The 25,729-nt window shown below is 72.6% G+C and carries 26 protein-coding genes; 10 read left to right on the top strand and 16 right to left on the bottom strand.

Features of this window, described 5'->3' with window-relative positions:
* Positions 1–555: an isopentenyl-diphosphate Delta-isomerase gene (gene idi / locus ACQ5BE_RS12545; protein WP_430297316.1), complete on the bottom strand. Its 555-nt coding sequence runs from the start codon at positions 553–555 to the stop codon at positions 1–3.
* A gap of 87 nt (positions 556–642) precedes the next feature.
* Entirely contained in the window at positions 643–1,944 is a 1,302-nt protein-coding gene (locus ACQ5BE_RS12540; RefSeq protein ID WP_430297315.1) for a uracil-xanthine permease family protein, read from the bottom strand.
* 166 nt (positions 1,945–2,110) lie between these two features.
* Between ACQ5BE_RS12540 and ACQ5BE_RS12535 the strand changes: the two genes are divergently transcribed.
* Positions 2,111–2,716, top strand: coding sequence for a malonic semialdehyde reductase (locus ACQ5BE_RS12535; RefSeq protein ID WP_208711203.1), 606 nt, complete (start codon positions 2,111–2,113; stop codon positions 2,714–2,716).
* Positions 2,717–2,814: 98 nt separating this feature from the next.
* Here ACQ5BE_RS12535 and ACQ5BE_RS12530 read toward each other — a convergent pair whose 3' ends face one another.
* The 6 genes from ACQ5BE_RS12530 to ACQ5BE_RS12505 all read right to left on the bottom strand — a co-directional run bounded on the left by ACQ5BE_RS12530 (position 2,815) and on the right by ACQ5BE_RS12505 (position 9,137).
* Positions 2,815–4,242: an MFS transporter gene (locus tag ACQ5BE_RS12530; protein WP_430297314.1), complete on the bottom strand. Its 1,428-nt coding sequence runs from the start codon at positions 4,240–4,242 to the stop codon at positions 2,815–2,817.
* Positions 4,239–4,670 carry a MarR family winged helix-turn-helix transcriptional regulator gene (locus ACQ5BE_RS12525; protein ID WP_344299899.1) on the bottom strand — a complete coding sequence of 144 codons (432 nt, stop codon included), beginning with the start codon at positions 4,668–4,670 and terminating at the stop codon, positions 4,239–4,241. Before ACQ5BE_RS12525 ends, ACQ5BE_RS12530 begins: the two co-directional genes overlap by 4 nt.
* 209 nt (positions 4,671–4,879) lie before the next feature.
* Complete coding sequence (pgm, locus tag ACQ5BE_RS12520; RefSeq protein ID WP_430297313.1) at positions 4,880–6,535, bottom strand: phosphoglucomutase (alpha-D-glucose-1,6-bisphosphate-dependent); 1,656 nt, start codon at positions 6,533–6,535, stop codon at positions 4,880–4,882.
* Between the two features lie 64 nt (positions 6,536–6,599).
* Positions 6,600–6,911 carry a protealysin inhibitor emfourin gene (locus ACQ5BE_RS12515; RefSeq protein WP_430297312.1) on the bottom strand — a complete coding sequence of 104 codons (312 nt, stop codon included), beginning with the start codon at positions 6,909–6,911 and terminating at the stop codon, positions 6,600–6,602.
* A gap of 59 nt (positions 6,912–6,970) precedes the next feature.
* Complete coding sequence (locus tag ACQ5BE_RS12510; RefSeq protein WP_430297311.1) at positions 6,971–8,251, bottom strand: M4 family metallopeptidase; 1,281 nt, start codon at positions 8,249–8,251, stop codon at positions 6,971–6,973.
* A gap of 1 nt (position 8,252) precedes the next feature.
* Positions 8,253–9,137 carry a DNA/RNA non-specific endonuclease gene (locus ACQ5BE_RS12505; protein WP_430297310.1) on the bottom strand — a complete coding sequence of 295 codons (885 nt, stop codon included), beginning with the start codon at positions 9,135–9,137 and terminating at the stop codon, positions 8,253–8,255.
* A 148-nt stretch (positions 9,138–9,285) separates the two neighbouring features.
* On the opposite strand from ACQ5BE_RS12505, the gene ACQ5BE_RS12500 reads away from it, so the two are divergent.
* Positions 9,286–10,245, top strand: coding sequence for a DUF4190 domain-containing protein (locus tag ACQ5BE_RS12500; RefSeq protein WP_430297309.1), 960 nt, complete (start codon positions 9,286–9,288; stop codon positions 10,243–10,245).
* 9 nt (positions 10,246–10,254) lie between these two features.
* A complete protein-coding gene (locus ACQ5BE_RS12495; protein WP_430297308.1) occupies positions 10,255–10,596 on the top strand; it encodes a DUF4190 domain-containing protein in 342 nt (113 codons plus the stop codon).
* Positions 10,597–10,605: 9 nt separating this feature from the next.
* On the opposite strand, the gene ACQ5BE_RS12490 is transcribed toward ACQ5BE_RS12495, so the two are convergent.
* Positions 10,606–12,057 (bottom strand): amidase, encoded by a 1,452-nt coding sequence (locus ACQ5BE_RS12490; RefSeq protein WP_430297307.1) that lies wholly within the window; start codon positions 12,055–12,057, stop codon positions 10,606–10,608.
* A 45-nt stretch (positions 12,058–12,102) separates the two neighbouring features.
* On the opposite strand from ACQ5BE_RS12490, the gene ACQ5BE_RS12485 reads away from it, so the two are divergent.
* The 3 genes from ACQ5BE_RS12485 to ACQ5BE_RS12475 are packed head-to-tail and all read left to right on the top strand — an operon-like array spanning position 12,103 to position 14,273.
* On the top strand, positions 12,103–12,429 hold the full coding sequence (locus tag ACQ5BE_RS12485) for a rhodanese-like domain-containing protein (protein ID WP_344299891.1): 327 nt from the start codon (positions 12,103–12,105) through the stop codon (positions 12,427–12,429).
* Between the two features lies 1 nt (position 12,430).
* Positions 12,431–13,369 carry a prephenate dehydratase gene (pheA, locus tag ACQ5BE_RS12480; protein WP_430297306.1) on the top strand — a complete coding sequence of 313 codons (939 nt, stop codon included), beginning with the start codon at positions 12,431–12,433 and terminating at the stop codon, positions 13,367–13,369.
* Entirely contained in the window at positions 13,362–14,273 is a 912-nt protein-coding gene (locus ACQ5BE_RS12475; RefSeq protein ID WP_430297305.1) for an arylamine N-acetyltransferase family protein, read from the top strand. Before pheA ends, ACQ5BE_RS12475 begins: the two co-directional genes overlap by 8 nt.
* A 23-nt stretch (positions 14,274–14,296) precedes the next feature.
* On the opposite strand, the gene ACQ5BE_RS12470 is transcribed toward ACQ5BE_RS12475, so the two are convergent.
* Positions 14,297–15,343, bottom strand: a complete 1,047-nt coding sequence (locus ACQ5BE_RS12470; protein WP_430297304.1) for a diacylglycerol/lipid kinase family protein — start codon at positions 15,341–15,343, stop codon at positions 14,297–14,299.
* A 64-nt stretch (positions 15,344–15,407) separates the two neighbouring features.
* Between ACQ5BE_RS12470 and serS the strand changes: the two genes are divergently transcribed.
* Positions 15,408–16,694, top strand: coding sequence for a serine--tRNA ligase (gene serS / locus ACQ5BE_RS12465; RefSeq protein WP_430297303.1), 1,287 nt, complete (start codon positions 15,408–15,410; stop codon positions 16,692–16,694).
* 148 nt (positions 16,695–16,842) lie between these two features.
* Here the strand turns inward: serS and ACQ5BE_RS12460 are convergent, their stop codons facing one another.
* The gene (locus ACQ5BE_RS12460) at positions 16,843–17,883 is read right to left on the bottom strand and encodes a hypothetical protein (protein WP_430297302.1); all 1,041 of its coding nucleotides are present in this window, start codon (positions 17,881–17,883) and stop codon (positions 16,843–16,845) included.
* A 389-nt stretch (positions 17,884–18,272) separates the two neighbouring features.
* On the opposite strand from ACQ5BE_RS12460, the gene ACQ5BE_RS12455 reads away from it, so the two are divergent.
* Positions 18,273–19,109, top strand: coding sequence for an HAD family hydrolase (locus tag ACQ5BE_RS12455; protein WP_208711218.1), 837 nt, complete (start codon positions 18,273–18,275; stop codon positions 19,107–19,109).
* Between the two features lie 98 nt (positions 19,110–19,207).
* On the opposite strand, the gene ACQ5BE_RS12450 is transcribed toward ACQ5BE_RS12455, so the two are convergent.
* From ACQ5BE_RS12450 to ACQ5BE_RS12430, 5 genes are all read right to left on the bottom strand, one after another.
* Positions 19,208–19,825, bottom strand: coding sequence for a hypothetical protein (locus ACQ5BE_RS12450; protein WP_430297301.1), 618 nt, complete (start codon positions 19,823–19,825; stop codon positions 19,208–19,210).
* A gap of 42 nt (positions 19,826–19,867) precedes the next feature.
* A complete protein-coding gene (locus tag ACQ5BE_RS12445) occupies positions 19,868–20,455 on the bottom strand; it encodes an RDD family protein (protein WP_430297300.1) in 588 nt (195 codons plus the stop codon).
* Positions 20,452–21,243, bottom strand: a complete 792-nt coding sequence (locus ACQ5BE_RS12440) for a hypothetical protein (protein ID WP_430297299.1) — start codon at positions 21,241–21,243, stop codon at positions 20,452–20,454. Before ACQ5BE_RS12440 ends, ACQ5BE_RS12445 begins: the two co-directional genes overlap by 4 nt.
* Positions 21,240–22,238 (bottom strand): WXG100 family type VII secretion target, encoded by a 999-nt coding sequence (locus ACQ5BE_RS12435; protein WP_413249591.1) that lies wholly within the window; start codon positions 22,236–22,238, stop codon positions 21,240–21,242. The genes ACQ5BE_RS12440 and ACQ5BE_RS12435 overlap by 4 nt, the downstream gene beginning before the upstream one ends.
* A 143-nt stretch (positions 22,239–22,381) precedes the next feature.
* The gene (locus ACQ5BE_RS12430; RefSeq protein ID WP_344299881.1) at positions 22,382–22,870 is read right to left on the bottom strand and encodes an inorganic diphosphatase; all 489 of its coding nucleotides are present in this window, start codon (positions 22,868–22,870) and stop codon (positions 22,382–22,384) included.
* Positions 22,871–23,038: 168 nt separating this feature from the next.
* Here ACQ5BE_RS12430 and dacB point away from each other — a divergent pair, with 168 nt between their 5' ends.
* Positions 23,039–24,535, top strand: coding sequence for a D-alanyl-D-alanine carboxypeptidase/D-alanyl-D-alanine endopeptidase (gene dacB, locus ACQ5BE_RS12425; RefSeq protein WP_430297298.1), 1,497 nt, complete (start codon positions 23,039–23,041; stop codon positions 24,533–24,535).
* Between the two features lie 66 nt (positions 24,536–24,601).
* On the top strand, positions 24,602–25,708 hold the full coding sequence (locus tag ACQ5BE_RS12420) for a zinc-dependent metalloprotease (protein WP_430297297.1): 1,107 nt from the start codon (positions 24,602–24,604) through the stop codon (positions 25,706–25,708).
* The last annotated feature ends 21 nt before the right edge of the window (positions 25,709–25,729 follow it).

Raw genomic sequence — 25,729 nt, 5'->3', positions numbered from 1 at the left:
CTAGCTCCCCTGCGCGGCGAGCGCGTCGAGCTGCAGGACGAGCCACGGGCTGAAGGCGTAGGGGGCGGCGGCGACGGCGGCGCGGAAGTCGTCCGGGTCGGTCCAGGCCCACTCGGCGACCTCGTCGTCGGCGGGCGCCGGGTCCGAGGCCGCGACGGCCCGGTAGACGGGGCACACCTCGTGCTCGACGATCCCGGACGCGTCGACGGCCCGGTACCGGAAGTCGGGCAGCACCGGCTCGATGGACTCGACGTCCAGCCCGAGCTCCCGCTGCGCGCGCCGCCGGATCGCCTCCTCGAAGGGCTCACCCGGCGCGGGGTGGCCGCAGAAGGCGTTGCTCCAGACCCCGGGCCACGTCTTCTTGCCGAGAGCCCGCCGGGTCACGAGCACCCGCCCGTCCGGGCTGTACACGTGGCACGAGAAGGCGAGGTGCAGCGGAGTGTCCGTGGTGTGGACGGTCGCCTTGGGCGCAGTGCCGAGGGGCGTCCCGTCCTCGTCCACGAGCTGCACGAGCTCGTCGGTGCTGCTTCCCTCAAAGGTCTCCGCGCTGGCCATCTGCCCATTGTCCCAGCTCGCGCACGACGCCGCGTGCCCGCCCGGGTGCGCCGCGCGCCGTCGTGCGCGGCCCGCGGGAGGAGGCGGTCAGCCGGCGCGGCGGGCAGGCTCGACGGCGTCGTCGGTTGCGGTCCCGCGCCACCGCGCAAGAGCGGTCATGCCGTGGAATACCACGAGTGCCGCCGCGGAGCCGAGCGCGATGCCGGCGAACGCGAGCTCGCCGACCTTCCACGTGTAGTCCGCGATGCCGACGATGAGGGCCACCGCGGCCGTGGTGAGGTTGACCGGGTTGGAGAAGTTGACCCGGTTCTGCACCCAGATCTTCACGCCGAGCACGCCGATCATCCCGTACAGCATCGTCGCGGCGCCGCCGAGCACACCGGCCGGGACGGTCGCGATGAGCTCGCCGAATTTGGGGGAGAAGCTCAGCAGGAGCGCCGTGATGCCCGCGACCCAGTACGCCGCGGTCGAGTACACCTTCGTCGCGGCCATGACGCCGATGTTCTCGGCGTAGGTCGTGGTGCCGGAGCCCCCGCCGAGGCCGGCGAGGACGGTCGCGGCGCCGTCGGCCATGAGCGCCCGGCCGGCCATGTCGTCGAGGTCCTGCCCCGTCATCGCGGCCACGCTCTTCACGTGCCCCACGTTCTCGGCGACCAGCACGAGCACCACCGGCACGAACAGCCCGAGCACGCCGAGGTGGAACTGCGGCGTCTGGAACGTGGGCAGGCCGACCCAGGCGGCGGCGTCGATCTTCGAGAAGTCCACCTCGCCCCGCCACACCGCCACGAGGTACCCCACGACGACGCCCACGAGGATGCTCAGCCGCCCGAGGATGCCGCGGAACAGCACGGAGACGAGGATGATCGCGAGCAGCGTGATGAGCGCGGTGACGGGTGCGGCGTCGAAGTTCTGCTTCGCCGCAGGCGCGAGGTTGAGGCCGATGAGTGCCACGATCGTCCCAGTCACCACGGGCGGCATGACCACGTTGATCCAGTGCGCCCCGAACGCCTGCACCACGCCGCCCACGGCCGCGAGCACGACGCCGGCCACCACCACGCCGCCCAGCGCCCCGGCGACGCCGAACTGCTGCTGGGAGGCGAGGATCGGGGCAATGAACGCGAACGAGGAGCCCAGGTAGCTCGGCACCCGACCGCGGGTGATCACGAGGAAGAGCATCGTGCCGATGCCCGAGAAGAAGAGCGTCGTGGCGGGCGGCATGTGGGTGAGGATCGGCACGAGGAACGTCGCGCCGAACATCGCCACGACGTGCTGGAGCCCGACCCCCACGGTGATCGGCCACGCGAGCCTCTCCTGCGGAGCGACGACCTCTCCCGGGCGGACAGAGTGCCCGTCTCCGTGCAGAGTCCAACGGGTTCCGAGCAGGCTCATCGGGCGCCTTCCAAGCGTGGGGAGCGGGGTATCGGGGACATCCTACTCGCCGGTCGCGGGGACCGGGCCGCGTGGCCAACGTCACCCCGCGTCACGGGATGCCGCGCGCACGACGGCGGGTTGTCACCATGGGAGGGCGGCCGTCCGTGCCGCCGAGAGGAGACCCATGAGCATCGCGCACGAAGAATCCATCCTCGGCACCGAGGCCGTCGACGCCCTGTTCGCGCAGGCGCGCACCGCGAACGCCTTCACGGGCGAGGTCACCGACGCCCAGGCGGAGGCGATCTACGAGCTCGCGAAGTTCGGCCCGACCGCCTTCAACTCGCAGCCCCTCCGCGTCACGTACGTCCGCAAGGGCGACGCGCGCGACCGGCTCGTCCAGCACCTCGCTCCCGGCAACCAGGACAAGACGCGCCTGGCCCCACTCGTGGCGATCCTGTCCTTCGACGCCGACTGGCACGAGCAGTGGGAGACGTTCCTCCCCGCCGCCACGCGCGGCAAGGCGCGCTACGACGCCGATGCCGAGCTCCGCGCCCAGACGGGCCGCGACAACGCGCACCTGCAGGCCGGCTACTTCATCCTCGCCGTGCGCGCCCTCGGCTTCGCCGCCGGGCCGATGACGGGCGCCGACTTCGCCGGGATCGACGCCGAGTTCTTCCCTGCGGGGGACCGGAAGGCGTTCCTCGTGGTCAACATCGGCAAGCCCGCCGACGACGCGTGGGGCCCCGCCAAGCCCAAGCTCGCCTACGAGGACGTCGCCGAGATCATCTGATCCCGGCAGCCGCATCCGTTGCGGGGTCTCGTCCGCGCCGTTGCGGGGTCCTGTCCGCGCCGTTGCGGGGTCTCGTCCGCGCGGTCGAGAGGCACGCCTCACCGGCGGCGGGCCGCGTCCTTCAGGTGCGAGCCGTTCTGCAGTGCAGCCACCGTCGGGCGGGAGCCGGTTGCCGGGGCCGGAGCGCATCGCGTCGGGCGGGCTGCGGGACCGAGGATCGGTGAGGGGTCCGCGGGGGTTCCGGGGCCGCCGTCGTGCGTGGGAGCCGAGCTGGTCGCAGCGCGCCGCGCGGCCCACGCCCCGGCGACCTGCGCGCGGAGGCTCCCCTCGCCCCACCGGGCCAGGAGCACGACGCCGATCGCGCCCGCCACGAGCGCGGCGACGCCCCCGGCGAGGACCGCCCACCGGGTCCCGGCGGTGTTCGCGAGCCATCCGATGAGCGGACCGCCGATCGGCGTTCCGCCCTGGATGACGGCCATGTACAGCGCGAGGACTCGGCCGCGGTACTGCGGGTCCACGCTCAGCTGGACGATGGTGTTCGCCGAGTTCAGGAACGTGAGCGCAGTGACGCCCACGGCAACGAGAAGAACCGCGTACGCGAGGTAGCTGGGCATGGCCGCCGCGACGCTTGAGGCGATGCCGAGCCCCACGGCCGAGGCCACGAGGAGGCTCATTCGCGGCTTCTTCCTGCGCGCCGCGAGCAGCGCCCCGCTGAGCGTGCCGATCGCCTGGACCGAGCCGAGGAGGCCGTAGGCGTCGGCGCCGGTGTGGAAGACGTCCGCGGCCATGAGCGCGTTGGTCACCTGGAAGTTCAGCGTGAACGTGCCGACGATCGCGGCCATGACCATGATCAGCATGATCCGCGGCTGGGTCCGCACATACGCGATGCCCTCGCGGATCTGGTGCTTGCCGCGCGGCAGCGGTGCCGTCCGGTGCAGCAGGTCGACCCGCAGCCGGGTGAGGGAGGACAGGACCGCGGCGAAGGTCGCGGCGTTGAGCATGAACACCCAGCCCGTGCCGATGACGCCGATCAGCAGGCCCGCGACGCCCGGGCCCGCGAGCCGCGCGAGGTTGAAGGAGGCGCTGTTGAGCGCGACGGCGTTGGGCAGATCGGGCCGCTCGACGAGCTCGGACACGAAGGCCTGCCGCGGCGGGGCGTCCAGGGCGCTCGCGATGCCGAGGGCGAGCGCGATCGCATAGATGTGCCACAGCTGCGCGACGCCCGTGAGCACGAGCACGCCCTGCAGGAGCGCGAGGAGACCCATGGCGGACTGCGTGGCGATGAGGAGCTTGCGCTTGTCGAGGCGGTCGCCGAGCACGCCCGCGTACGGCCCGAGGATGAGGATCGGCAGGAACTGCAGGCCGGTCGTGATGCCGACCGCGGCGCCGTCGTGGTCTGTGAGCGCGGTGAGGACGAGCCAGTCCTGGGCGACGCGCTGCATCCACGTGCCCACGTTGGAGACCAGCGCGCCCGCGGCCCACAGTCGGTAGTTGGGGTGGCGGAGTGCGCGGAACATGCTGCTCATCGGGCGGTCATCTCCAGCAGCAGCTCGGCGGCGCGGTGCAGTGCGGCGCGGTCCGCGTCCGGCAGGCCTTCGAGGCGCCCCGCAAGCCATGCGGCGCGCAGGCGGCGGGACTCCTCGAGGACCTGCCGCCCGTCAGGGGTCAGCGAGACGACGACCTGGCGGCCGTCGGTCGGGTGCTCGGCGCGGGCCACGAAGCCCCGCTCGCACAGGTGGTTCACGGTCCGGGTCATGCTGGGCGCCTGGACGTGCTCGATGTCGGCGAGCTGGCGCATCGTGAGCGGTCCGCGCTTGTTCAGGAGCGCGAGGACGGTGTTCTGCCCGGGGCTCACGACGTCGCTGCTCGCCTCCGTGCGCAGGATCCGGGAGGTGCGCATGAGCGCTGCGCGGAGTTCGGCGGCCAGTTCGAGGACGTCCGGGGTGGGAGTCATGTCGGGTGGGGGAGCTGTGGTCGGGGAAGGCATGGCGGTCGGCGAAGCGGTCGGCGGAGTCATTGATACTTAGCCTAGCTCATTAGCTTCGCTAAGGATATGACCGCGCTCACCCCCGAACGTCTGAGGGTCACCTCCTGGGGGTCACGCGATGTGACCCTCAGGAGGTGACCCTCAGACGGGGAGGTGAGGGCCGGAGCCGCGGGGCGCTAGGCGATGACCGAGTCGACGAGGGCCTTCGCCTCGGCCTGGACCTGCGCCAGGTGCTCGTCGCCCTTGAACGACTCGGCGTAGATCTTGTAGACGTCCTCCGTGCCCGAGGGCCGCGCGGCGAACCAGGCGTTCTCGGTGGTGACCTTGAGGCCGCCGATCTTGGCCCCGTTGCCCGGGGCCTCGGTGAGCTTGGCGGTGATCGGCTCGCCGGCGAGTTCGGTCGCCGTGACGTCGGAGGCGGAGAGCCTGCCGAGCTTGGCCTTCTGCTCCCGGGTCGCCGCCGCGTCGATCCGGGCGTACGACGGCGAGCCGTACTTCGCGGTCAGCTCGCCGTAGAGCTCGCTCGGCGACTTGCCGGTAACGGCCTTGATCTCCGAGGCGAGGAGGCACAGGAGGATGCCGTCCTTGTCGGTGGTCCACACCCCGCCGTCGAGCTTGACGAAGCTCGCCCCGGCGGACTCCTCGCCGCCGAACGCGCCCTGGCCGCTGAGCAGGCCCGGCACGAACCACTTGAATCCCACCGGCACCTCGACGAGCGGCTTGCCGAGCCCCTCGGCCACGCGGTCGATCATCGATGAGCTCACCAGCGTCTTCCCCACGACCGTGTCGGGGCGCCAGCCCGTGCGGTTGCGGTAGAGGTAGTCGATCGCGACGGAGAGGTAGTGGTTCGGGTTCATGAGGCCTGCGTCCGGCGTCACGATGCCGTGGCGGTCCGCGTCGGCGTCGTTGCCGGTCGCGATGTCGTACCTCGCGTCGCCGGAGGCGACCTTCTGGATGAGGGAGGCCATCGCGGAGGGGGAGGAGCAGTCCATGCGGATCTTCTCGTCCCAGTCCAGGGTCATGAACGCCCACTGCGGGTCGACGGTCGGGTTGACCACGGTCAGGTCGAGGTGGTGGCGCTCGCCGATCTCGCCCCAGTAGTCCACAGAGGCCCCGCCCATGGGGTCGGCGCCGATGCGGACGCCGGCGTCGCGGATCGCGGCGATGTTGAGCACCTGCGGGAGGTCGTCCACGTAGGAGGAGAGGAAGTCGAACTGGCCGGTCGAGTCCGCCGAGAGGGCGTCGGCGAGCGGGACGCGCTTGACGCCCGAGAGGTTCGCTCCGAGGAGCTCGTTGGCCCGGTTCGCGATCCAGCCTGTCGCGTCCGTGTCCGCGGGGCCGCCGTGCGGCGGGTTGTACTTGAACCCGCCGTCGGCCGGCGGATTGTGGCTCGGGGTCACGACGATGCCGTCGGCGCGGCCCGGGTCGTTCTCGGCACGGCCGGCGTTGTACTTGAGGATCGCGTGGCTGGCCGACGGCGTCGGCGTGTACCCGTGGCGCGCGTCGACGAGGACCTGGACGTTGTTGGCTGCGAGGACCTCGAGCGCGGTGTTCGTGGCGGGCTCCGAGAGCGCGTGGGTGTCCTTCGCGAGGAACAGCGGGCCCTGGATGCCCTGCCCGGCCCGGTACTCCACGATCGCCTGGGTGATGGCAGCGATGTGCTTCTCGTTGAACGAGGCCTTGAGGCTCGAGCCGCGGTGCCCGGACGTCCCGAACGCCACGCGCTGGCCCGGGTCGCTCAGGTCGGGGGAGACGTCGTAGTACGCGTCCAGGAGCGCGGTGATGTCCACGAGGTCGCTGGGAAGGGCAACGGTGCCTGCTCGGTTCGCCATGTGCCTAGCTTGTCAGAGAAGGCCAACGTGAGGTGACAGTTCGGTGAAGATTTCGGCGCCGGCGCTAGGAGCCCTCGGCGAGGACCCGCTCGGCGAGCTCGCGCAGCGCTCCGGACAGGTAGGAATCGGGCACCTCGACGCGCTCCCTCCCGAAGCGGAAGGTCCACTGGAAGGCGTCCCGGACGCGCGACGGAGGCCCTGCGACGTCGTCTGCCCCCTCGCCCAGGCTGAGCTGCTCACGCTCGTTGCGCGCCTGCCGGTACAGGGCGGCCCACTCGGCGTCCGAGGCCTCCCTGGCCCCGCGCATCGCAAACTCGACGGCGCCCCTCCGGGGAATCCCGGCGACGCCGCCGGAGCGGGTGACCTCGATCTTCATCGCACAGTCTTCATCGCGCACAGTGCCCTTCCAAAGCCGGCACTCCCGGTCTTGTCCTCCTAGCCCTTGGCCCGCGGCCCCTTCCCCTTGCCATTCGCGCCGCTGCCATTCGCGCCGTTCCCGTTCTTCCCGTTCCCGGTCTCCGTGAGCCGCACCGTGATTCCGACGCCGCGCCAGCCAGCGCGCACCGCCTTCTCCTCAGCGGACTCGCGGCCGAACAGCGAACGGGCCACGCGGACAGTCTCCCGCGCGAACCCGCGGAAGTCGACGTCGAGGGGCAGCTTGCGCAGCGCGACCGTCTCGAACCAGATCCGCCCCGCCCTTTCCCACGCGTGTCCGCCGAGCTCGGCTGCCACGAGGTAGAACGCGCGGTTCGGGATGCCGGAGTTCAGGTGCACGCCACCGTTGTCGTCCCGCGTGCGCACGTACCCGTCCATGTGGTCCGGCTGCGGGTCCTTGCCGAGTGCAGGATCGTCATACGCCGTGCCCGGCGCCTTCAGGGACCGGACGCCTAGGCCCTTGATGCCGGGCAGGAAGATCCCCTCGCCCACGATCCACGAGGCGGACTCGGCCGTGTCGCCGCGCACGAACTGCTCGACGAGGACGCCGAAGACGTCCGCGAACGACTCGTTGAGCGCGCCCGACTGGCCCTCGTAGGAGAAGTCGGTCGTGTGCTGCAGGAGCCCGTGCCCGAGCTCGTGGGCGATGATGCTCAGCGACGAGGTGAACGAGGCGAAGACCTTCCCATCCCCGTCGCCGAAGACCATCCGGGTCCCGTCCCAGAACGCATTGTCGTACCCGGCGCCGTAGTGCACGCTCCCTTCGAGCGCGAGGCCTGCGCCGTCGATGCTGGACTGCCGGAACACCTCCTCGAGGAAGCGGTAGGTGTCGCCGAGCCCGTCGTAGGCGCGGTTCACGTCGACGTCCGAGACCGGGTCCTGGCCTTCCTTCCGCACCGGCTTCCCGGGGAGCCGCTCGGTGTTGTCAGCGTCGCTGATCTCCCGCCGCAGCGTTCCGGGCTCGACGAGGATCTGGTGCTTGGCGTCGCGCGTGTGGGCGCCGCGCTGAGCGCGCATGCGCTCGTCGGCGAGGAGGGTCCGCCGGGCGAGCTCCGCAACGGCCTCGATCCCGCGCGTGTCGTCTGCCCACCCGTTGGGCGGGCCCTCGCCGCGGAGGGCCCGCGCGCGGCGCTGGTCGCACGTGGCGAGCCGCTCGAGGAGGTAAGGCGGGACGGCGCCCTGGTGGCGGACCGCGGGGCGCGCGCACGACGCCGGGTGCGCACCCGCCGTCGTGCGCCGGCCTTGCGTCGCGGCCGTCGGCCGCTTCCGGGAGGGTCGCATCTCAGAGCGCGACATCGGCGAACCCCGTGATCTCGCGCCAGCGCTGGGCGACGCCGCGGGCTCCCCTCGGGACCGAGTAGCGGTCTGCTCCGGGAAGGGGGCCGAGGTCCAGGCCCGTGAGCTGCGCGATGTCCGACACGGGGACCTGGAAGGTCCGGTAGGCGCCAAGGGCCGGGGCCTCCCGGGCGCCGGGATGCAGCACCTGCTCGAGCCCGTTGCTCTGGTCGAGGATGTAGCCCGTGCAGGCGAGCGCGGCGCCGTCCTCGCCGGGCCCGGTGTTCCAGGCCCCGATCTTGAAGAACTTCCGCGGGATCATGGCGCCCCGGTACTCGGGATCCCCGACGTCGAACACCGGTCCCGAGAACACCGAGAGGCGCTGCTCGTGGGCGCCGGCGTGCTCGAGGATGTAGTCCTCGAGGCCGAGCCACAGCTCCCGACCCTGGTTGAAGTAGTCCGCCTGGGGAGCGCACACCGTGTAGTGGAAGGTGTCGAGATTCGCCCGCTCCGCAGTGTCCTGATCGCCCCACAGCGGGTCCTGGCGGCGCACGAGATGCCCCCGATCGAACCGATTGTTCGAGTAGAGCTCCGGCCCCCACTGCTGGTCCTCGTCGATCCGGTCGTCGAGGCGCCAGCTCTCACCGCCGCGCTCGATCTCGACCAGACTCGCACCGTCGATGTTCACGGCCGTCGCCGCCGGCATGCGCCGGTCGGGGTCCTGATGGATCGTGAAGTGCGTGTAGGTCAGCTCGAGCAGCCCCGGTCCTGTCGGCATCGGCACCGGGGACGGCGTGCCGAGGAACTCGGGATCGTAGCCGTTGCCCTCGTCGGAGGGCTCCGCGGCTCGGGTGGGCTCGGCGGGATCGGTCGTGTTCTCGGACTGCGTCATGGCTTCCCCACATCCGCTCGGTTCGTTCCTCCATGCCGGGGCTGTGCGGGCCTCGGCGGGTACGCTGAGAACAGCATGGCACCGGGCTCCGACAATTTTCATCATCTGCGCCGGTGCCCCAGCTGACGCCACTGTACGGAGGGGACACATGGCCGAGACACAGGACCACGACGGGCGGGAGCCCGAGCGGGAGCCGCAGGCTCAGGGGCCGGAGGCGCACGACGCCGGGCCCGTCGCCTCGGGCGGCCCGGCCGCCCCGCGGGAGCGTCCTGGCGAGTCCGGCGAGAGCCAGCCGGAGCGCCCGAAGTACACGCCGCCGTCGTACATCCCGCCCGTGACGCTCGACAAGGACCGCTCCAACGCGACCGAGCCCATCCCGAGCAACCCCACCCAGCCCCTCCAGCATCACCTTCCCCCCGGCGCGCCGCCGATCCCGGGCGCACCCGGGCCCGCGGCCCAGCAGCCGGGGCAGCAGGGCCTCAGCCAGCAGGGACCGCCGACATCGGGGGCGCAGAGCCCTTCGCAGCAGTTCAGGAGCGGAGCTGTCCCGCAGCAGGCGCAGGGAGGGTACCCGGGCCCCCAGGGCCAGAACCAGGGCCAGTTCGGCCAGAACCAGAACCAGAACCAGAACCAGAACCAGTACGGCCAGTACCCGTACGCGCAGCCATCGGGGCAGCCGAGCCCGTCCGGCGCCCAGTACCCGGGCAACCAGTACCCCGGAGCCCAGTATCCCGGCGCCCAACCCTCGGGAAGCCCGTATCCCGGCGCCCAGTACCCCGGCGCGGGCTTCCAGGCCCCGGCGCAGGGCTACCCGGGCTACGCGCAGCCGGGCTACGGCCAGTTCCCGTACGCTCCGCCGGCGCCGAAGGGCCTGAGCCTGGCGTCGATGATCTGCGGCATCGCGGTCTTCGTCGGCTTCGGGTTCTTCATCCTGCCGCAGATCGCCGCAGTGGTGCTCGGGCACATGGGTTTGCGGCGTGAGCCGGCGGGGCGGGGCTTCGCGATCGCGGGTCTCGTGATGGGCTACGTCGGGGTCGCGCTGACGCTGCTGTTCCTCGTGTTCTTCATCATCGCGGTCTCCTCGGCCCGTTCCCCGTACACGTACTGAGCCGCGCCGATGGGGGAGTGGCAGGGGTCCGCGGGAGCCGAGCGGGCGCCGTCGGCCGCTGAGGTACCCGCGGCGAGCGGGGACGTGCTCTTCCCACGCCGTGAGCCGGGCGGGCTCGCCGTGGCCTCGATGGTCTGCGGTGTGCTGGCTGTCGGCGGATTCGGAGTGTTCCTGGCGCCGCAGGTTGCGGCCATCGTCCTGGGGCACATGGCCCTCGCCCGCGGTCCGGGCGCACGTGGGCCCGCGATCGCCGGCCTCGTCCTCGGGTATGCGGCCCTGGTGCTCCTCATCGCCGGTGTCGCGGTAGCGGTCTACCTGTGGCGCGCGTTCGCGGACATGGGCATGACCTGAGGCTGCCTCCTAGCGAACCGGCGGCCGGGGCACGTGCAGGATCCGCGCGACCTGCAGCAGGAGGGCCTCGGACCCGGGGTGTCCCACGGCCTGCACGCCCATGGGCAGGCCCGCATCGGTCCAGTGCGTCGTCGCCGCCACCGCGGGCAGGCCGCACACGTTGACCCAGGACGACCACGGCGCGAACTCGCACTGCCGGCCGTAGTCGTCGTCGACCGTCGCGTGCCATTCGGGCCCGCCCGTGAACCAGCCGACGGGGCGGGGCGTCTGTGCCAGGGCCGGCGAGAGGAGCAGGTCCCAGTCCGAGAGCTGGGCGACCATGTCCCGCTCGAACTGCCGCAGGAACACCAGCGACTCCTCGAGCTTCGCGCGCGAGCGCTGCTGGGCCCGGCGGCGGAAGGCGCGCGTGAGCGGGGTCAGGAGCGGCTCGCGCTCCGGGCGGATCCGGGCAGTGCCGACGCCGGCGGTCCAGGCCGCGGTGAACGCGTCCGGGTAGCGGTTGTCGAAGCGCAGGTCCGCCTCGACCACGAGGTGCCCGGCCGCAGTGAGCGCCTCCGCCCCTCGCCGCAGCGCCTCGAGCGCCTCCGGCTCCGGTTCGATCCGGTACCGCGCGTCCCACGGGCTCGCGAGGCTCACCGCGACGCGGAGGCGCCGGGGCTCGCGCACGACGGCGTCGAGGTACCCTCCAGCGTGCCGTCCGCGGTGCCCGTGGTCGCCGTGGGCGACGCCCGGGACGAGTGCGTCCAGGAGGAGCGCCGCGTCCTCCGCGCTCCCGGCGAGGGGCCCGGCGACGACGAGCTGCAGCGAGCCGGGCTCGTCGGCGCTCTGCCCCTCGGGGATGAGGCCCCTCCCGGGCTTGAGCCCCACGATCCCGCAGGCCGCGGCCGGGATGCGGACCGACCCGCCGCCGTCGGACCCGGGCGCGAACGGCACGAGCCCGGCGGCGACCGCGGCCGCCGATCCGCCCGAGGACCCGCCCGAGCTCAGCGCGAGGCCGTGCGGGTTGCGCGACGGCGGGCCGATCCGGTTCTCCGAGTACGCCGTGAGCCCGAACTCGGGGACCTGGGTCTTGCCCAGGCCCACGACGCCGGCCTGCCGCAGGAGCGCGACGATCGGCGCGTCCGCGGGGGCCGGCCGGGCGTCGAGGGCCGCCGAGCCGTGGGTGGTGGGCACGCCGGCCACGTCGGTGAGGTCCTTGAAGGCCGTCGGCATGCCGTGCAGCGGCGGGAGCTCTGCGAGCCGGCCCGCGCGGGCGAGGCGGGCGTGCAGCTCGTCGGCGGCAGCGGCGTCGTCGTGCGCGCGCTCTGCGGTGACCGTGAGGAAGGCGCCGAGCCGGCGGTTCTCCGCCTCGATGCGGCCGAGGCAGTGCTCGGCGGCCTCCCGTGCCGAGACCTGGCCCGCACGGAGGGCGTCCCGGAGGGCGACGGCGCTGAGCGCCCCGAGCCCGGCGTCGAGTGTCACCGGGCCACTATAGGCTGGAGTGAAGAGCACATTCGGAGGCGAAGCATGTCTGATTTCGAGACCGTCCGCGTCGACGCGCTGCCCGAGGGCGGCACCCTGCTGGATGTCCGCGAGGACTACGAGTGGGAGGCCGGCCACGCGGAGGGCGCCGTCCACATCCCGCTCGAGCAGCTGCCCGGGCGGCTCGACGAGCTGGACCCGGACGAGGACCTCCACGTGATCTGCCGGACCGGGGGCCGCTCGGCCCGCGCGACCCAGTGGCTGGTTGCCAACGGGTACTCGGCAGTGAACGTGGCCGGTGGGATGGATGCCTGGCTCACAGCGGGCCGGCCCATGGTGTCGGAGAACGGGCAGACGCCCACGGTGCTCTGAGGTGGCGGTCTACACCTTCCTGGGCCCAGAGGGCACCTTCACGGAAGCCGCCCTCCTCAAGGTCCCCGGCGCCCGCGAGGCGCAGCGCATCCCTGCGACCAACGTCAACGCCGCCCTCGACGCCGTCCGCGCGGGCGAGGCCGATGCCGCCATGGTTCCCATCGAGAACTCCGTGGAGGGCGGCGTGACGGCGACCCTGGACGCGATCTCGACCGGGCCCGAGCTGCGGATCGTGCGCGAGGAGGTCGTCCCGATCACTTTCGTCCTCGTCGCCCGACCGGGCACCCGGGTTGCGGACGTACGCCGCATCTCGACCCACGGCCATGCCTGGGCGCAGTGCCGCGGCTGGGCTGCGGCGCACGCGCCCGACGCCGTCCACCTCGCCGCGAGCTCGACCGCCGCGGGCGCGCTGGCCCTCCTCGAGGACGCGGCCAAGCCGGGGGACGCCGCGATCTGTGCGCCCATCGTGGCCGAGGAGCACCCGGAGCTCGAGGTGCTTGCCTCGGACATCGGCGACAACCCGGGAGCCGTCACGCGGTTCATCCTCGTGTCCCGGCCCGCGGAGCTGCCGGCCCGCACCGGCGCCGACAAGACGACGGTGGCGGTGCCCCTGCCGGAGGACCGGCCGGGGGCGCTCATGGAGATCCTCGAGCAGTTCGCCGCACGCGGGGTCAACCTCTCGCGCATCGAGTCCCGGCCCACCGGGCAGTACCTCGGCCACTACTTCTTCTCGATCGACGTGGACGGGCATGCCCACGACGCCCGGGTCGCGGACGCCCTGGGCGGCCTCCACCGGATCAGCCCCCAGATCCGCTTCCTCGGCTCGTACCCCCGGGCCGACGGCGCCCGGCCGGTCGTGAAGTCCCACGTCACCGACGACGCCTTCGCCGCCGCCCGCGGCTGGGTCGACGCGATCCTCGGGGGCACCGGCGTTGGCTGAGCAGGGCGGGAGCCGGGACTTCCTCGCGGACTACTTCGCGCGCATCGGCTACGAGGGCTCGGCCGAACCCACCCTCGCGAACATCGCCGCGGTCCACGCGCACCACACCCGCACGATCCCGTTCGAGAACCTCGGGCCGGCCACCGGCAACCCCGTCGACATCGCGCCCGAGGCCATCCGGGGCGGGCTCGTGGACCGCCGGCGTGGCGGCTACTGCTTCCAGCATGCGGGGCTCATCTCGCGTGCACTGGCGGACATGGGCGTCCCGGGGGTCGAGAACCACCTCGGGCGCGTCTACTGGCGGCGCCCGCCGGGCTCGGGCGCTCCCGCGCGCACCCACCTGGTTACGGTCTTCGAGCACGGCGGCCAGCGCTACCTCGTCGACGGCGGCTTCGGCGGCTTCAACCCCTCGGGCCTGCTCCCGCTGGACCTCGCCCCCGCGGAGGCGGTGCGCACGACGCCGCTGGGCACCTTCCGCGTGGTCGACGTGGGAGCCGCCGGGCTGCCCGCCGAGGACACCGTGAACATCGACCTCATGGTCCAGGCCCAGGTGGACGGAGCGTGGGCGAACCTCTATGGGGTGGACCTCAGACCCAACGCGCCGATGGACCTCACCGTGTCGAACTGGTATGTCTCGACGTCCCGGACGGCTCCGTTCACGACCTCGCTCATGTTCTCCATCCTCACCGAGACGCAGCGCATCACGCTGGCCAACCTCTCCCTCGCGGTGCGGACCTACGCGGCGGACGGCTCCTCGAGGGTCGAGAAGCGGACGCTCGCCGGTGCCGCCGAACTCCGGGACGCCTCGCGGGAGCTGTTCCGCATCGAGGACGCCACGGTGGACTGGGATGCGGCCTACGCTGTCGGGGCTTCGGCCGAGAGGGCAGCTGCCGGGCAGCGCTGAGGCAGCGCTGCGCGGCGGGCGTCTCAGGCCACGCGCACGAGGAGGCTCGCGGGGTGGATCTGGACGTCCACGCGGGTGGCGAGGCCGGTGACGTCGCCGTCAGCCTGGGTCTCGATGGGCTCGGGGACGCGGATCGAGACCTTCCGCGCACCGTAGAACTGCATGACCGGCAGCTGGTGCTTGTGCTGGAAGAGGATCTTGATGTACATCGCCACCCAGCCGATGAGGCTGCGCGGGCTCATGACGGCGACGTCGAGGACGCCGTCGTCGATGTACGCCTCGGGGATGAAGTCGACGCCGCCGGGCAGCTTGCTGCAGTTCGCGAACAGGACGCTGCGCACGCGCCGGGTCTGGAACTCGCCGTCGTCGAGCGAGACCTCCACCCGGCGGCGCTTCCGCCCGGGCATGTGCCGGATCCCGGCCTCGGTGTAGGCCATCCAGCCGAAGGAGCGCTTGAGGTCGTCGCTCGTGTCCTGCAGGATCTCCGCGTCCATCCCGACTCCGGCGATGACGAGGAATGTGTGCGTGACCGTGTCGCCGGTGTCCGTGGTGAGCGTCATGCTCGCGGTGTCGATCTTCCGCTGCCGCCCGAACACCGCCGTGTGCACGCTGTGGGCGAGCCGCCCGACGTCGAGGTCGAGATTGCGCGCCAGGATGTTGCCCGTGCCGAGCGGCACGAGGCCCATCGCCGTCTCGGTCCCCGCCAGCACCTCCGCGACGACGCGCACCGTGCCGTCGCCGCCGCACGCGATCACGACGTCGGCGCGCGCCTCGAGCGCCGCCAGCGCCATCGAATGGCCCGGGTCCTCGCGGGTGGTGTGGAAGACGAGCGGCGTCGGCCATCCGGCGCCCCGGCAGGCTGCCTCGATCAGGACCCTGGCCTCCTGGGCGCGGTCCTTGACCGGATTGAGCACGATGGCGACCTGCTGCGGTCCCAGCGGGGGCGCCACGGCCGGTTCCGCGACGGCCGAGCGGGAATGCTGCTCGGCGAGCCTGCGCACACCCCACCAGCTCGCGACCGCGAACCCGCCAGCCACGGCAAGGGCTCCCGCAATGATCCAGTTGCGCATGGTGCTCTCACTCTAACCGCAGCCGGTGCCGTTCCCGGGCCGCTCGCCGGTTAGTCTTGGACTCGTGATCGACGTCAAGGACCTCACCGAGAACCCCGAGAAGTACCGTGCCAGCCAGCGTGCCCGTGGGGCCGATGAAGGGCTTGTCGACTCGATCAGCGCGGCCGACGCGCGCCGTCGTGCGTCCCTGACCGAGTACGAGACGCTGCGCGCCCAGCAGAACGCGTTCGGCAAGAAGGTCGCCGCCGCCAAGGGCGAGGAGAAGCAGGCACTGCTCGCCGAGGTCAAGGACCTCGCCCAGAAGGTCAAGGCCGCGCAGGCGTCCGCGGACGAGGCGCAGGCCGAGATGGACGAGCTCATGCGGATCGTCCCGAACCTCATCATCGACGGCATCCCGGCTGGCGGCGAGGACGACTACGCCGTCGTCAAGACCGTCGGCGAGCCGCGCGACTTCGCGGCCGAGGGCTTCGAGCCGCGCGACCACCTCGAGATCGGCGAGCTCCTCGGCGCGATCGACATGGAGCGCGGGGCCAAGGTCTCCGGATCCAGGTTCTACTTCCTCAAGGGCGTGGGTGCGCGGCTCGAGATCGCGCTGCTGTCCATGGCCATGGACCAGGCCGTCAAGGCGGGCTTCACGCCGATGATCACGCCCACGCTCGTGCGTCCGGAGACGATGCAGGGCACGGGCTTCGACGTCAAGCACGACGCCGAGATCTACCGTCTCGCGGAGGACGACCTCTACCTCGTGGGCACCTCCGAGGTGGCCCTTGCCGGGTACCACTCGGACGAGATCCTGGACCTCTCGGCCGGGCCGACCCGCTACGCCGGGTGGTCCTCGTGCTACCGCCGCGAGGCCGGTTCGCACGGCAAGGACACCCGCGGGATCATCCGTGTGCACCAGTTCAACAAGGTCGAGATGTTCTCCTACTGCTCGCCCGAGGACGCCGAGGCGGAGCACGCCCGCCTGCTTGCGTGGGAGGAGGAGATGCTCGCGAAGGTCGAGCTGCCCTACCGCGTGATCGACACGGCCGCCGGCGACCTCGGCATGAGCGCCGCCCGGAAGTTCGACTGCGAGGCATGGGTCCCGACCCAGGGCCGCTACCGCGAGCTGACCTCGACCTCGAACTGCACGGGCTTCCAGGCACGCCGGCTCAACATCCGCGAGCGGATCGTCGACAGCGACGGCGCCTCCAAGGGCACGCGCGCGGTGGCGACGCTCAACGGCACCCTCGCGACCACCCGCTGGATCGTGGCCATTCTCGAGCACCATCAGAACCCCGACGGCTCCGTGAACGTCCCGGTGGCCCTGCGCCCGTACCTCGGCGGCCTCGAGGTCCTCCCGGTCCTCTAGCGGCACCCGCGGCGGGCGGCGCCGTCGAACGCTGCGTGGCGCCGTCGAGCGTCGGCAGCCAACGCCGCGCCGCGCCCCCGGGACGCCTTGTTGCGTGTGAGGCGCCCTGTCTCCTGAGCGGAGACGCCTTGTGGTCGAGGAGCTGCCCTCAGGCGACCTTCTCGACGACAAGGCGTCTCGTGTCTGGCCGAAGCCCGACCTCGATGAGCTTGGCCCGGAGCCGGGACGGCCGCTCGAGGTCGGCCCAGTCCCAGCGCACTACGGGGTGGCCCAGAGCGAGAAGGCGGTTCTCACGCCGTTTCTCCCGGCGTATGATCTCGCGGGGGTCCTCTCCCCGGGCCATTTCGGCCCGGAAGTACTTGCCCCACCCATCGAACTCGCCCACGGGGCCCTCCCCGAACCCGCGCAGGGGAGCTTCGACCCGTTCTGCATCCCAGAAGCAGTCCGTGCGCCCCACCAGTCCCAGAGAGTCGTAGTGCTCCACTTGGAGCGCCGGTTCTGGGAACCCGAACAGCAGCATGAGCGCCCTGCTCACCGACTCGCCGGGAGACTCGGCGCCGGCTCCGGCCAGGGAGGCGATGAGCGACGCGCGCGAGCGCCAGCGCGCATGGCGCAGCGCCTCGATGGCGGAGCGCACGTCGAGCCGGTCCTGCAGCGGGGCATCGGCCTGCTGCCGCAGCACGCCATCTGCGACGGTCAGGGCACGGGCGAACCGGCCGACAGCGAGGACCTCGACAAGAGCGGTGGCAGTCGGGGCCAGGTGGAACTCCCCGAGCGTTTCCGGTTCGAGACCGGGATGGAAGTGCCGACGGACCGGCGGGGGAGCGAGCCGGCGAGCCTTCTCGGCCAGCTCGGAACCGGCCGCCTGGAAGGTCGGGGGCCGTTCGCCGAGCCGTCCGCGGGAGGGCGCCGCGACGTCGATTGCGGTCGGGGCCTTGACCGTGGGAAGGCCCCGAAGGAACAGCGCAGTCTCGCCGCAGAACACGGTCGAAGGATGGGCCTGGGCAAGTGCCGTGGCGGCTAGCAGGAACCGTTCGTGCTCGGCCGCCTCCACCCAGACCGAGGTGGGAACGTAGAAGCCCCTCCTGAGCCGAACCAGCTCCCCAGAGGCAAACCGGGTCCGCGGGCTTTCGGCCGCCCCGAGCAGCAGGTGTCTGGTGGCGCAGAGGAGCGAGTCGGCGGGGTCCATGCGCTCAGCCTCCCTCCTTCCGGACGGCCCGGGCCCTGCACGACGGCGCATGTGGATGACACGCCGGACTGGGTCTCCTGTGGAGGACCTTCGAGCCCAGCGCCGGACCCCATGAAGGAGGCGCCTTGTCGCAGCGAGGACGTCATCCGGGGCGTCGCGAGACGCCATGTGGCAGTGAGGACGGACTGAGGCGACCTCCTCGGCAACGAGGCGTCTCAGGCCCGGAAGCCCCGGCCGAACGTGAACAGCCGCCACCCCGAACATGAACACTCACACTGTGGGCCGGGCTGTGAGTATTAACCTCGCGCCCCCACGCTTCACCCCGTGTTCACGCCTCCTGTGTCGGCCGTCCTACGGCGAACGAACGGCAAGGTGCTTCACTAGTACCTATGACTACAACGCTGAATGCTGGCATCGATGACCAGCTCGCAACGATCGAGCGCAAGCTCATCGCCCTCGACGTCGACGGAACCCTCGTCGACCACTACGGCCACATGTCCCCGGCCATCCGGGAGGTGGGCGGCGCCGTCGTGGGTGCCGGCCATGAGGTGGTCGTCGCCACCGGCCGCTCCCTCGGGGCGACCCTGCCCATCGTCGAACTGCTCGGCGTGGACCGCGGATACGCCGTCTGCAGCAACGGCGGCGTCACCGTCCAGATCCACGCCGGGGCCAACGGCGGCTACACCGTGATCGACCGCCGCTCCTTCGACCCGGCCCCGGTCCTCAAGGCCCTCCGCCGCCGGCTGCCGAACGCCAAGTATGCCCTCGAGGACATCGAGGGCAACTTCCTCTCGACCGAGCGCTTCCAGGACGCGAGCTTCGGCGTCGAGGCCCGCGGCGTGTCCTTCCGCGAGCTGCTCGAGGCCGAGGCCGTGCGCCTCGTCGTGTTCTCGACGGACTCCACTGCGGAGGAGTTCGGGGAGGCTGTCGAGTCCATCGGCCTGCACGGCGTCACCTATTCCGTCGGCTGGACCGCCTGGCTCGACATCGCCGCCCACGGCGTGACCAAGGCCAGCGGGCTCGAGCATGTCCGCCAGCTCGTGGGGATCGGGCGCGAGCACACGGTCGCGATCGGCGACGGCCGCAACGACATCGAGATGCTCCAGTGGGCCGGCCGCGGCGTCGCGATGGGCCAGGCCCCCGACGAGGTCAAGGTCGCCGCCAACGAGGTCACCTCGACCGTCGAGGAGGACGGCGCCGCCGTGATCCTCCGCTCGCTGGTCTAGGCGCACCCCACGCACGACGGCGCGTGGTCGCCGTCGCGGGACTCGCCTCGCCCGGTCGCGTGCCCCGGGCACGGGGTTGGGCCCCCGATGGCCCGGGCTCACTTCCGCGACGCCGCGTCGAGGAGGCCCAGGAGCCGCGCGGCGGCGGGACGCGCCGCCCATTCCTCCGCCCAGTGTGCCCGCGCGACGGCCTTCGACACGGCCTGGGTCGTGATCCCGAGCGCCTCGGCGACGGCCTTCTGCTGGCCGCGGACGCCCGGGGTGAGCAGGTCCAGGACCCGCCACTCCGCCAGAGTGCGCTTCGCGACGGTGAGGCCGACCAGCCTGAGCACCCCCTCGGCGTCGTGCGCGAGGCCCGCATCGGGGCCCTCGACGGCGATCGCCGCCGCGTCCCCGCCCGACTGGGCCCGCTCGACGGCCCGGCGCGAGTACACGAGCGAGGGGCCGCGGGCATCCCCGACACCCAGCGGCAGCGGCTCGTCGACCGCGCCCACTCCGATCCCCACGTTCCACCGCACTTCCCCGCACGCGTCGGGGCGGAGCGCCACGAGGGCGGCCTCGACCGTCGAGGACGCGTCGGCGAAGACGGCCTGCGCCTCGTCGCCCACGGTCCGGTCGAACGGCACCTCGGGGCGCAGCCGGGCGAGCGCCTTGAGCAGCGCGGGGACCTTGTCCCCGGCCTGCCGGTCGCGCTGGTTGATCGTGACCGTGAACATGGCGGCCAGCCTAGCGGCGGCGCCCAGCCACGTCGGGGAGGCTCAGCCGCTGCGGCGCTGTGCGCGTGCCGCGGCGCGCGCGGCGACCCGCGCTTCCCGCTCGGCGACGCGGGGGTCGGGGACCGGCGGCATTCCCCGCTCGATACCCGCACGCAGGTCGCGGGTCGAGTACCGCTCCGACCAGTCGCCTGCCATGGAGCCCGAGAAGATGCCGATCACCGTGATGACCGCGTAGAGGGGGACGAAGCTCCACAGCACGGCACGCCAGCCTCCGCGCCACACGCCCGGGCGGGACCCGTCGTCGAGCCTCACCGCGCGGAGGCCGCCCGCGTGGTCGCCGAGCGCTCCGACGCTGCCGGACACCATCCCGTACGCGAAGACGACGGCGAACCAGATGAGCGCCGCAACCGCCGCCGCGGTGCCGCCCGAGACGGAGGAGCGCCCGAGCGCGGCGAGCGCCGGGACGAGCACCGCGGCGGCGACCGCGACGACGACCGCGCCGTCCAGCACCCGGCACCAGAAGACCCGGGCGGCGGGGGCAGCCGCGAACTGCTCCCCGGAGGCCGTGACCACGCGGATCTCCCGCCCGGTGGCGGCATCGACAAGTCCTGTGCGCGCTCGTGTCGTCATGCGGCCGGGGCTGCGGTCAGGCCGGCGAGGAGGCCCTCGAGGGTGTCCGCGGAGACGTCGCGGAGCTCGACGGCGTCGGCGGGCTCGGCCACACCGTCGCCGCCGCGCGGCGTCAGCAGCGTCACGGCCGTCGAGGACGTGTAGACGCTCAATGACTGGTCCGGCCCGTGTGCGGCGAGCGCCGTCACGGTCGTGGCGGCGCGCGTGTCCGCGAGCCGTTCGCCGGCCTGCGCCTCGAACTGGGCCTGGTCGAGCAGGACGGGCTCACTGTCGCCCGCGGCGATCCCGTCGGGGTCCACGAATCCGGCGAGCCACGGCCCGATGCCGGCGGCGGTGAACACGCGGAAGGCGTGCAGGCCGGATTCGTCGACCTCCTCGGCGAGCACTCCGCCGTCGTGCACGTACGCGTAGATCCAGCGGCGCCCGGTGGAGACCTGGCGCTCGAGGCGCACGAGCCGCTCCGCGGTGCGGCGCAGCGTGAGCAGGCCCGTATGCTCGACGCCGGCCTCGAGCCGCCGCGGCGTCGGGTCGCCCTCGGCGTGGACCGGGTACGCGATGCCCTTGGCGAGCAGCCCGCGCAGGGCGACGGCGGCAGCGGCCTCCCGGTCGACCCCCTCCGCGGCGAGCCACGGCAGTTCGACGAGCTGCTCCCTGGCCGGCCCGTCGAGCGCCACGATCTCCTCGTCCGTGAGCGTCGGCAGCTCGCGGCCCTCGTCTGTGGCCGAGCCGAGGACAGCGGCAGCCGAGCGCACGTCCCTCTCGGTCCAGGTGATCTGTGCCTGTGTCATCCGAAGAGCCCTCCCACGAAGTCCTTTGCGGCGCCCGCAGCATCGGACACCCCGTCCACCACACTATCGACGGTGTCCGCGACAGCGTCCTTGGCCTCCCCGAAGCCGTCCGCGATCGTCCCGCCGACATCGCCGGCGAAGCTGCTGATGGAGTCCCAGTTGTCGTAGACGAGGTTCCCCACGGTCCACCCCGCGGCGACGAGGCCCGCGCCGATCACCACGGGGGCGCCGATCGGCCCCAGCAGCGCTGCGCCGCCGGCCGTCGCGAGCATCATCGACCCCACGCCGCCCACCGCGGAGAGCCCGCCGGCAACCCGGTCGCCGGTTCCGCGCCACCCGTCGTGGGACGGGCTGATGACGTCGTGGATGCCCCCCGCCACGGCGAACGGTCCGGCGATCGCGCCCGCCCAGCGCAGCGACTGGGAGAACCTGCTCGCGTTCTCGAAGGCCTCGCTGTAGGGCACCCCGGCACGCATGGCCTGGTAGACGTCGGAGAGTCCGTCGCCGCTGCGGATCCCGCGGATGCCGTCCCGCACGAGCTCGCCGACGTCGGCCCAGCTCGTGAAGAGGCTCTTCGTGTCCTTCCAGGCGTCGAGGCCCAGACGGCCGGCGTTGATCGCGTTCCATGCGGCGGAGCCGAACGCCTTGACCCCGCCGGCGGTCTCGTACACGTCGTACAGGACGCCGAGGGCGCTCGGAGCGCCAGCGGCCAGCGCCCCGGTCGAGGCCTCGGAGGTCTGCTCCTGTGCGTCGGCGTTGGCGAGCAGGGTCCGGGAGGCCTCCTGGAGCTGGCGGGACACGGCCAGGAGTGCCGGCCGGTGCAGGCGGCTCCACTGCTGCTTGAACTGCTCGGCGTCGTTGCCGCGCCACACGTCCAGCCGGCCCAGGACCACGCTGAGCTCCTGTCCGCGGCTGCCGAGTTCCTTCGACGCCTTCCCGAACTGCAGCGCCAGCGCGCGCAGCTCCTCGACGTTCGCCCCAGCTCGGATCGTCACCGTTCCCCCTTCGTCTGGGCGCTCCGGGCGCCCACTGGCTCGTGGACAGCCTAGGAGACGGGAACGAGAGGGGGCGATGGGGACCACTCCCCATCGCCCCTCTCGGCATGCTCGCAGGCCGGCTCAGCCGCCTGCTGCCGGGCTCAGTGGCCCTGCTGCTCGAAGCGCTTGATGGAGGCCTCGAGCTCCGCCTCGGCGGCGGCGCGGTCCGCCCAGCCGGCGGGCTTGACCCACTTGCCCGGCTCGAGGTCCTTGTAGCGCGTGAAGAAGTGCTCGATCTCCTTGATCAGGAAGTCGTCGAGGTCCGAGGCCTCCTGGATGTGGTCGAACCGCTTGTCCGCCGGCACGCACACGAGCTTCGCATCCCCGCCGGACTCGTCCTCCATGTTGAAGATCGCGATCGGGCGGGCCTCCATGACGATGCCGGGGAAGAGGTCCACGTCCGGGTACCAGACGAGGGCGTCGAGCGGGTCGCCGTCCTCGCCGAGGGTGTTGTCGAAGAACCCGTAGTGGGTCGGGTACTGCATGGAGGTGAAGAGGACGCGGTCGAGGCGCACGCGCCCGGTCTCGTGGTCCACCTCGTACTTCACGCGGGAGCCGCGCGGGATCTCGATCGTCACATCGTGCTTCATGGGTGCTCCTTGCATGGCCCGCCTGCGGGGCCGGGTCGCGTCGGTCACGGCAGCCGGCACGGGCAGGCCCGGGGGCCCGTCCGCGGCGGCGACTACGATGAAGGATATCTGCCCCGGGGCTGCCCACCCCCAGCCGGGACCGTAAGAGAACCCCGAGGACCGACACACATGAGCACGCAACGCGGACCCCGCGCGCCCCTGAGCGGGCTGTGGGCCCCTCTCGCCGCAGCGGTCGCGCTCGCGGTGGCCGTCGCCGTCGTGCTCGTGGCCACCGGGCTCGCGACCGATGCGCGGTCCGCGCTCTTCCCCGCCCCGACGCCCACCGCCGCGACCCCGGGGTGGCTCGCACCGCCGTCGTCCGCGCCGGCCCTCGCGGGCGCCGCGCCGCTGTCCACCGCGGCCCCGCTTCCCGAGGCCGATCGGCTCGCCCGCGACCTCGCACCCCGGCTCGCGCTGGGCACCGGAAGCATCGGCGGGACCGTGCTCGACGCCGCCACCGGCCGCGTCCTCTTCAGCCAGGCCGGCGGGGACGCGCGCGTCCCGGCGTCCAACCTCAAGCTCCTCACGGCGGCGGCCGTGCTCACCGCGCTGGGGCCCGACGCGCGGCTCCGCACCCGCGCCGTCCGCCCCGATGCCGGCACCGTCGTCCTCGCCGGCGGCGGCGATGCGATGCTCGCCGCGGGCTCGTCCCAGCCCGACGCGGTCATGGGCCGCGCCGGGCTGGCGACGCTCGCCGCGGACACCGCGAAGGCGCTCGCCCCGGCGGCCGGGGCCGCGCACGACGACGCCGCCTCGCCCCAGCCGGCTCCCTCGCCGCCGCGGACCGTCACCGTCCGGCTCGACGACACCCTGTTCACCGGCCCGGCCCTGAGCCCGGCGTGGGACCCGGCCGATGTGGCCGCCGGGGAGATCGCGCCCGTGTACGCCCTCGCCCTCAACGGGGCCCGCACGGCCCCGGGCGCCGCCGGCCCGCGGCCCCAGGACACGGCACTCGACGCCGCGAACGCCTTCCGTGACGCGCTCGCGGCAGCCCTCGCTGGCACCGGCGTGACGGTCGCCGCCGGCGTCAGCCGCGTGACGGCGCCCGCGGAGGGGCAGGAGTTGGCCGCTGTCGAGAGCGCGCCGCTCGGGGAGCAGGTCGACTACATGCTGCGTGAATCGGACAACTACCTCGCGGAGGTCCTCGCCCGCCTCGCCGCGCACGCACAGGGCGCCCCGGCGGCCAACGAGGGCGCCGTCGCGGCCCTGCGCGCCGCGGCAGTGCGGGTGCTGGGGACTGCGGACGGCCTCGAGGTCGCCGACGCCTGCGGCCTCTCCCTCGGCAACCGGATCAGCCCCGCGGCCCTCGCAACCCTCGTGCGCGAGATGGCCGTGGGGTCGGACGAGCGGCTCCGGGCCGCCCTCGGCGGCTTCCCCGTGGCCGCGCTCGACGGGACCCTCGGCTCGCGGTTCGCCGGGAGCGCGGCGGCCGGGGCCGGCGTCGTGCGGGCGAAGACCGGAACGCTTAACACGGTGGCCGCCCTGAGCGGGTACGCCGTCGACGCCGACGGGCGCCTCCTGGTGTTCTCCTTCATGGCGAACGGCCTGGATCCGGGGCGCCGCGGGGAGGCCGTTCAGGCCCTCGACGGCGCCGCCGCAGCCCTCGCGGCGTGCGGCTGCCGATAGCGGCGGGCGGAAGCCGCGCCCCGCCCCGCACAGCGGAGGGACAGCAGCATGTGGTCGAATGGAGGCATGGATGCCTCGCAGATGGCCAGCCAACTGATCAACTGGGATCTCGCTGCGTCAACCGCGGCGCGCCTGGCGCCCCCCGGGCCGGCGCTGTCGCCGGCTGAGGCGCGCGACGTCGTCGAGAGCCTGCGGCGCCTGGCCGATGCCTCGGTCGCCCACGTCCACCGCATCACGGGGCTCGACGTCGCCGCGGACCTGCGCGACTCCCAGCTGCTGATCGTGGACCGCGCCTCGTGGGCGAAGGCCAACACGCAGGGCTTCGAGGTCATGATGGACCCGGTGCTGACGCACCTCGTCGAGAAGCGCGCGAGCGAGCTGACCCCGACCGCGGCGAAGGTCGGCGGGGCAATCACGGGGACCCAGCTCGGCCTCATCCTCGCCTACCTCTCGAGCCGGGTTCTCGGGCAGTACGAGCCGTTCTCGGCCCTCGCGCCCGGGTCCACGGTCCCGCCGGCCGGGCGGCTGCTGCTGGTCGCGCCCAACATCGTCCACATCGAGCGCGAACTCGTGCTCGAGCCCGAGGACTTCCGGCTCTGGGTGTGCCTCCACGAGCAGACGCACCGCGTCCAGTTCGCCGCCGCCCCGTGGCTGCGCGGCCACATGACCGAGCAGATCGGGCAGCTGAGCGAGAGCCTCGTGGGCAACATGGACTCCCTCATGGAACGCGCGACGGCGGTCGCCAGGTCCCTGCGCGACCGCACCGGGAGCGCCTCGGACCTCCCGAGCAAGGGTGCCATCCTCGACCTGCTCCAGGACCCCGCAGAGCGCGCCGCGATCTCCCACCTGACGGCGGTCATGAGCCTGCTCGAGGGGCACGCGAACGTCGTCATGGACGCGATCGACGCCTCGGTGGTGCCCACCGTCAAGACCATCCGGCAGCGGTTCCAGCAGCGGAACGAGAACCGCGGCCCGCTCGAGACGTTCATCCGCCGCCTCCTGGGGCTCGAGGCCAAGATGCGCCAGTACACGGACGGCCAGAGGTTCGTGCGGCACGTCGTCGACGCGGTCGGGATGGCGGGCTTCAAACGTGTGTGGGAGGGCCCCGGGAACCTCCCGACCGAGGAGGAGATCCACGCCCCGGACACCTGGGTCTCCCGCATGGGCCTGTGACCGCCGGGGACTCCGGAAGCG

The organism is Sinomonas sp. B1-1 (genome assembly GCF_050474465.1).
GTDB lineage: Bacteria > Actinomycetota > Actinomycetes > Actinomycetales > Micrococcaceae > Sinomonas > Sinomonas flava.
Note: the sequence above shows the minus strand (reverse complement) of the source record. Positions and strands in the feature narration are given on the sequence as shown.

Bases quoted from the DNA above. Each gene is read 5' to 3' on its own strand.
- idi (WP_430297316.1), bottom strand. From the start codon at position 555: ATGGCCAGCGCGGAGACCTTTGAGGGAAGCAGCACCGACGAGCTCGTG.
- ACQ5BE_RS12540 (WP_430297315.1), bottom strand. From the start codon at position 1,944: ATGAGCCTGCTCGGAACCCGTTGGACTCTGCACGGAGACGGGCACTCT.
- ACQ5BE_RS12535 (WP_208711203.1), top strand. From the start codon at position 2,111: ATGAGCATCGCGCACGAAGAATCCATCCTCGGCACCGAGGCCGTCGAC.
- ACQ5BE_RS12530 (WP_430297314.1), bottom strand. From the start codon at position 4,242: ATGAGCAGCATGTTCCGCGCACTCCGCCACCCCAACTACCGACTGTGG.
- ACQ5BE_RS12525 (WP_344299899.1), bottom strand. From the start codon at position 4,670: ATGACTCCCACCCCGGACGTCCTCGAACTGGCCGCCGAACTCCGCGCA.
- pgm (WP_430297313.1), bottom strand. From the start codon at position 6,535: ATGGCGAACCGAGCAGGCACCGTTGCCCTTCCCAGCGACCTCGTGGAC.
- ACQ5BE_RS12515 (WP_430297312.1), bottom strand. From the start codon at position 6,911: ATGAAGATCGAGGTCACCCGCTCCGGCGGCGTCGCCGGGATTCCCCGG.
- ACQ5BE_RS12510 (WP_430297311.1), bottom strand. From the start codon at position 8,251: ATGCGACCCTCCCGGAAGCGGCCGACGGCCGCGACGCAAGGCCGGCGC.
- ACQ5BE_RS12505 (WP_430297310.1), bottom strand. From the start codon at position 9,137: ATGACGCAGTCCGAGAACACGACCGATCCCGCCGAGCCCACCCGAGCC.
- ACQ5BE_RS12500 (WP_430297309.1), top strand. From the start codon at position 9,286: ATGGCCGAGACACAGGACCACGACGGGCGGGAGCCCGAGCGGGAGCCG.
- ACQ5BE_RS12495 (WP_430297308.1), top strand. From the start codon at position 10,255: ATGGGGGAGTGGCAGGGGTCCGCGGGAGCCGAGCGGGCGCCGTCGGCC.
- ACQ5BE_RS12485 (WP_344299891.1), top strand. From the start codon at position 12,103: ATGTCTGATTTCGAGACCGTCCGCGTCGACGCGCTGCCCGAGGGCGGC.
- ACQ5BE_RS12470 (WP_430297304.1), bottom strand. From the start codon at position 15,343: ATGCGCAACTGGATCATTGCGGGAGCCCTTGCCGTGGCTGGCGGGTTC.
- ACQ5BE_RS12460 (WP_430297302.1), bottom strand. From the start codon at position 17,883: ATGGACCCCGCCGACTCGCTCCTCTGCGCCACCAGACACCTGCTGCTC.
- ACQ5BE_RS12455 (WP_208711218.1), top strand. From the start codon at position 18,273: ATGACTACAACGCTGAATGCTGGCATCGATGACCAGCTCGCAACGATC.
- ACQ5BE_RS12450 (WP_430297301.1), bottom strand. From the start codon at position 19,825: ATGTTCACGGTCACGATCAACCAGCGCGACCGGCAGGCCGGGGACAAG.
- ACQ5BE_RS12445 (WP_430297300.1), bottom strand. From the start codon at position 20,455: ATGACGACACGAGCGCGCACAGGACTTGTCGATGCCGCCACCGGGCGG.
- ACQ5BE_RS12440 (WP_430297299.1), bottom strand. From the start codon at position 21,243: ATGACACAGGCACAGATCACCTGGACCGAGAGGGACGTGCGCTCGGCT.
- ACQ5BE_RS12430 (WP_344299881.1), bottom strand. From the start codon at position 22,870: ATGAAGCACGATGTGACGATCGAGATCCCGCGCGGCTCCCGCGTGAAG.
- dacB (WP_430297298.1), top strand. From the start codon at position 23,039: ATGAGCACGCAACGCGGACCCCGCGCGCCCCTGAGCGGGCTGTGGGCC.
- ACQ5BE_RS12420 (WP_430297297.1), top strand. From the start codon at position 24,602: ATGGATGCCTCGCAGATGGCCAGCCAACTGATCAACTGGGATCTCGCT.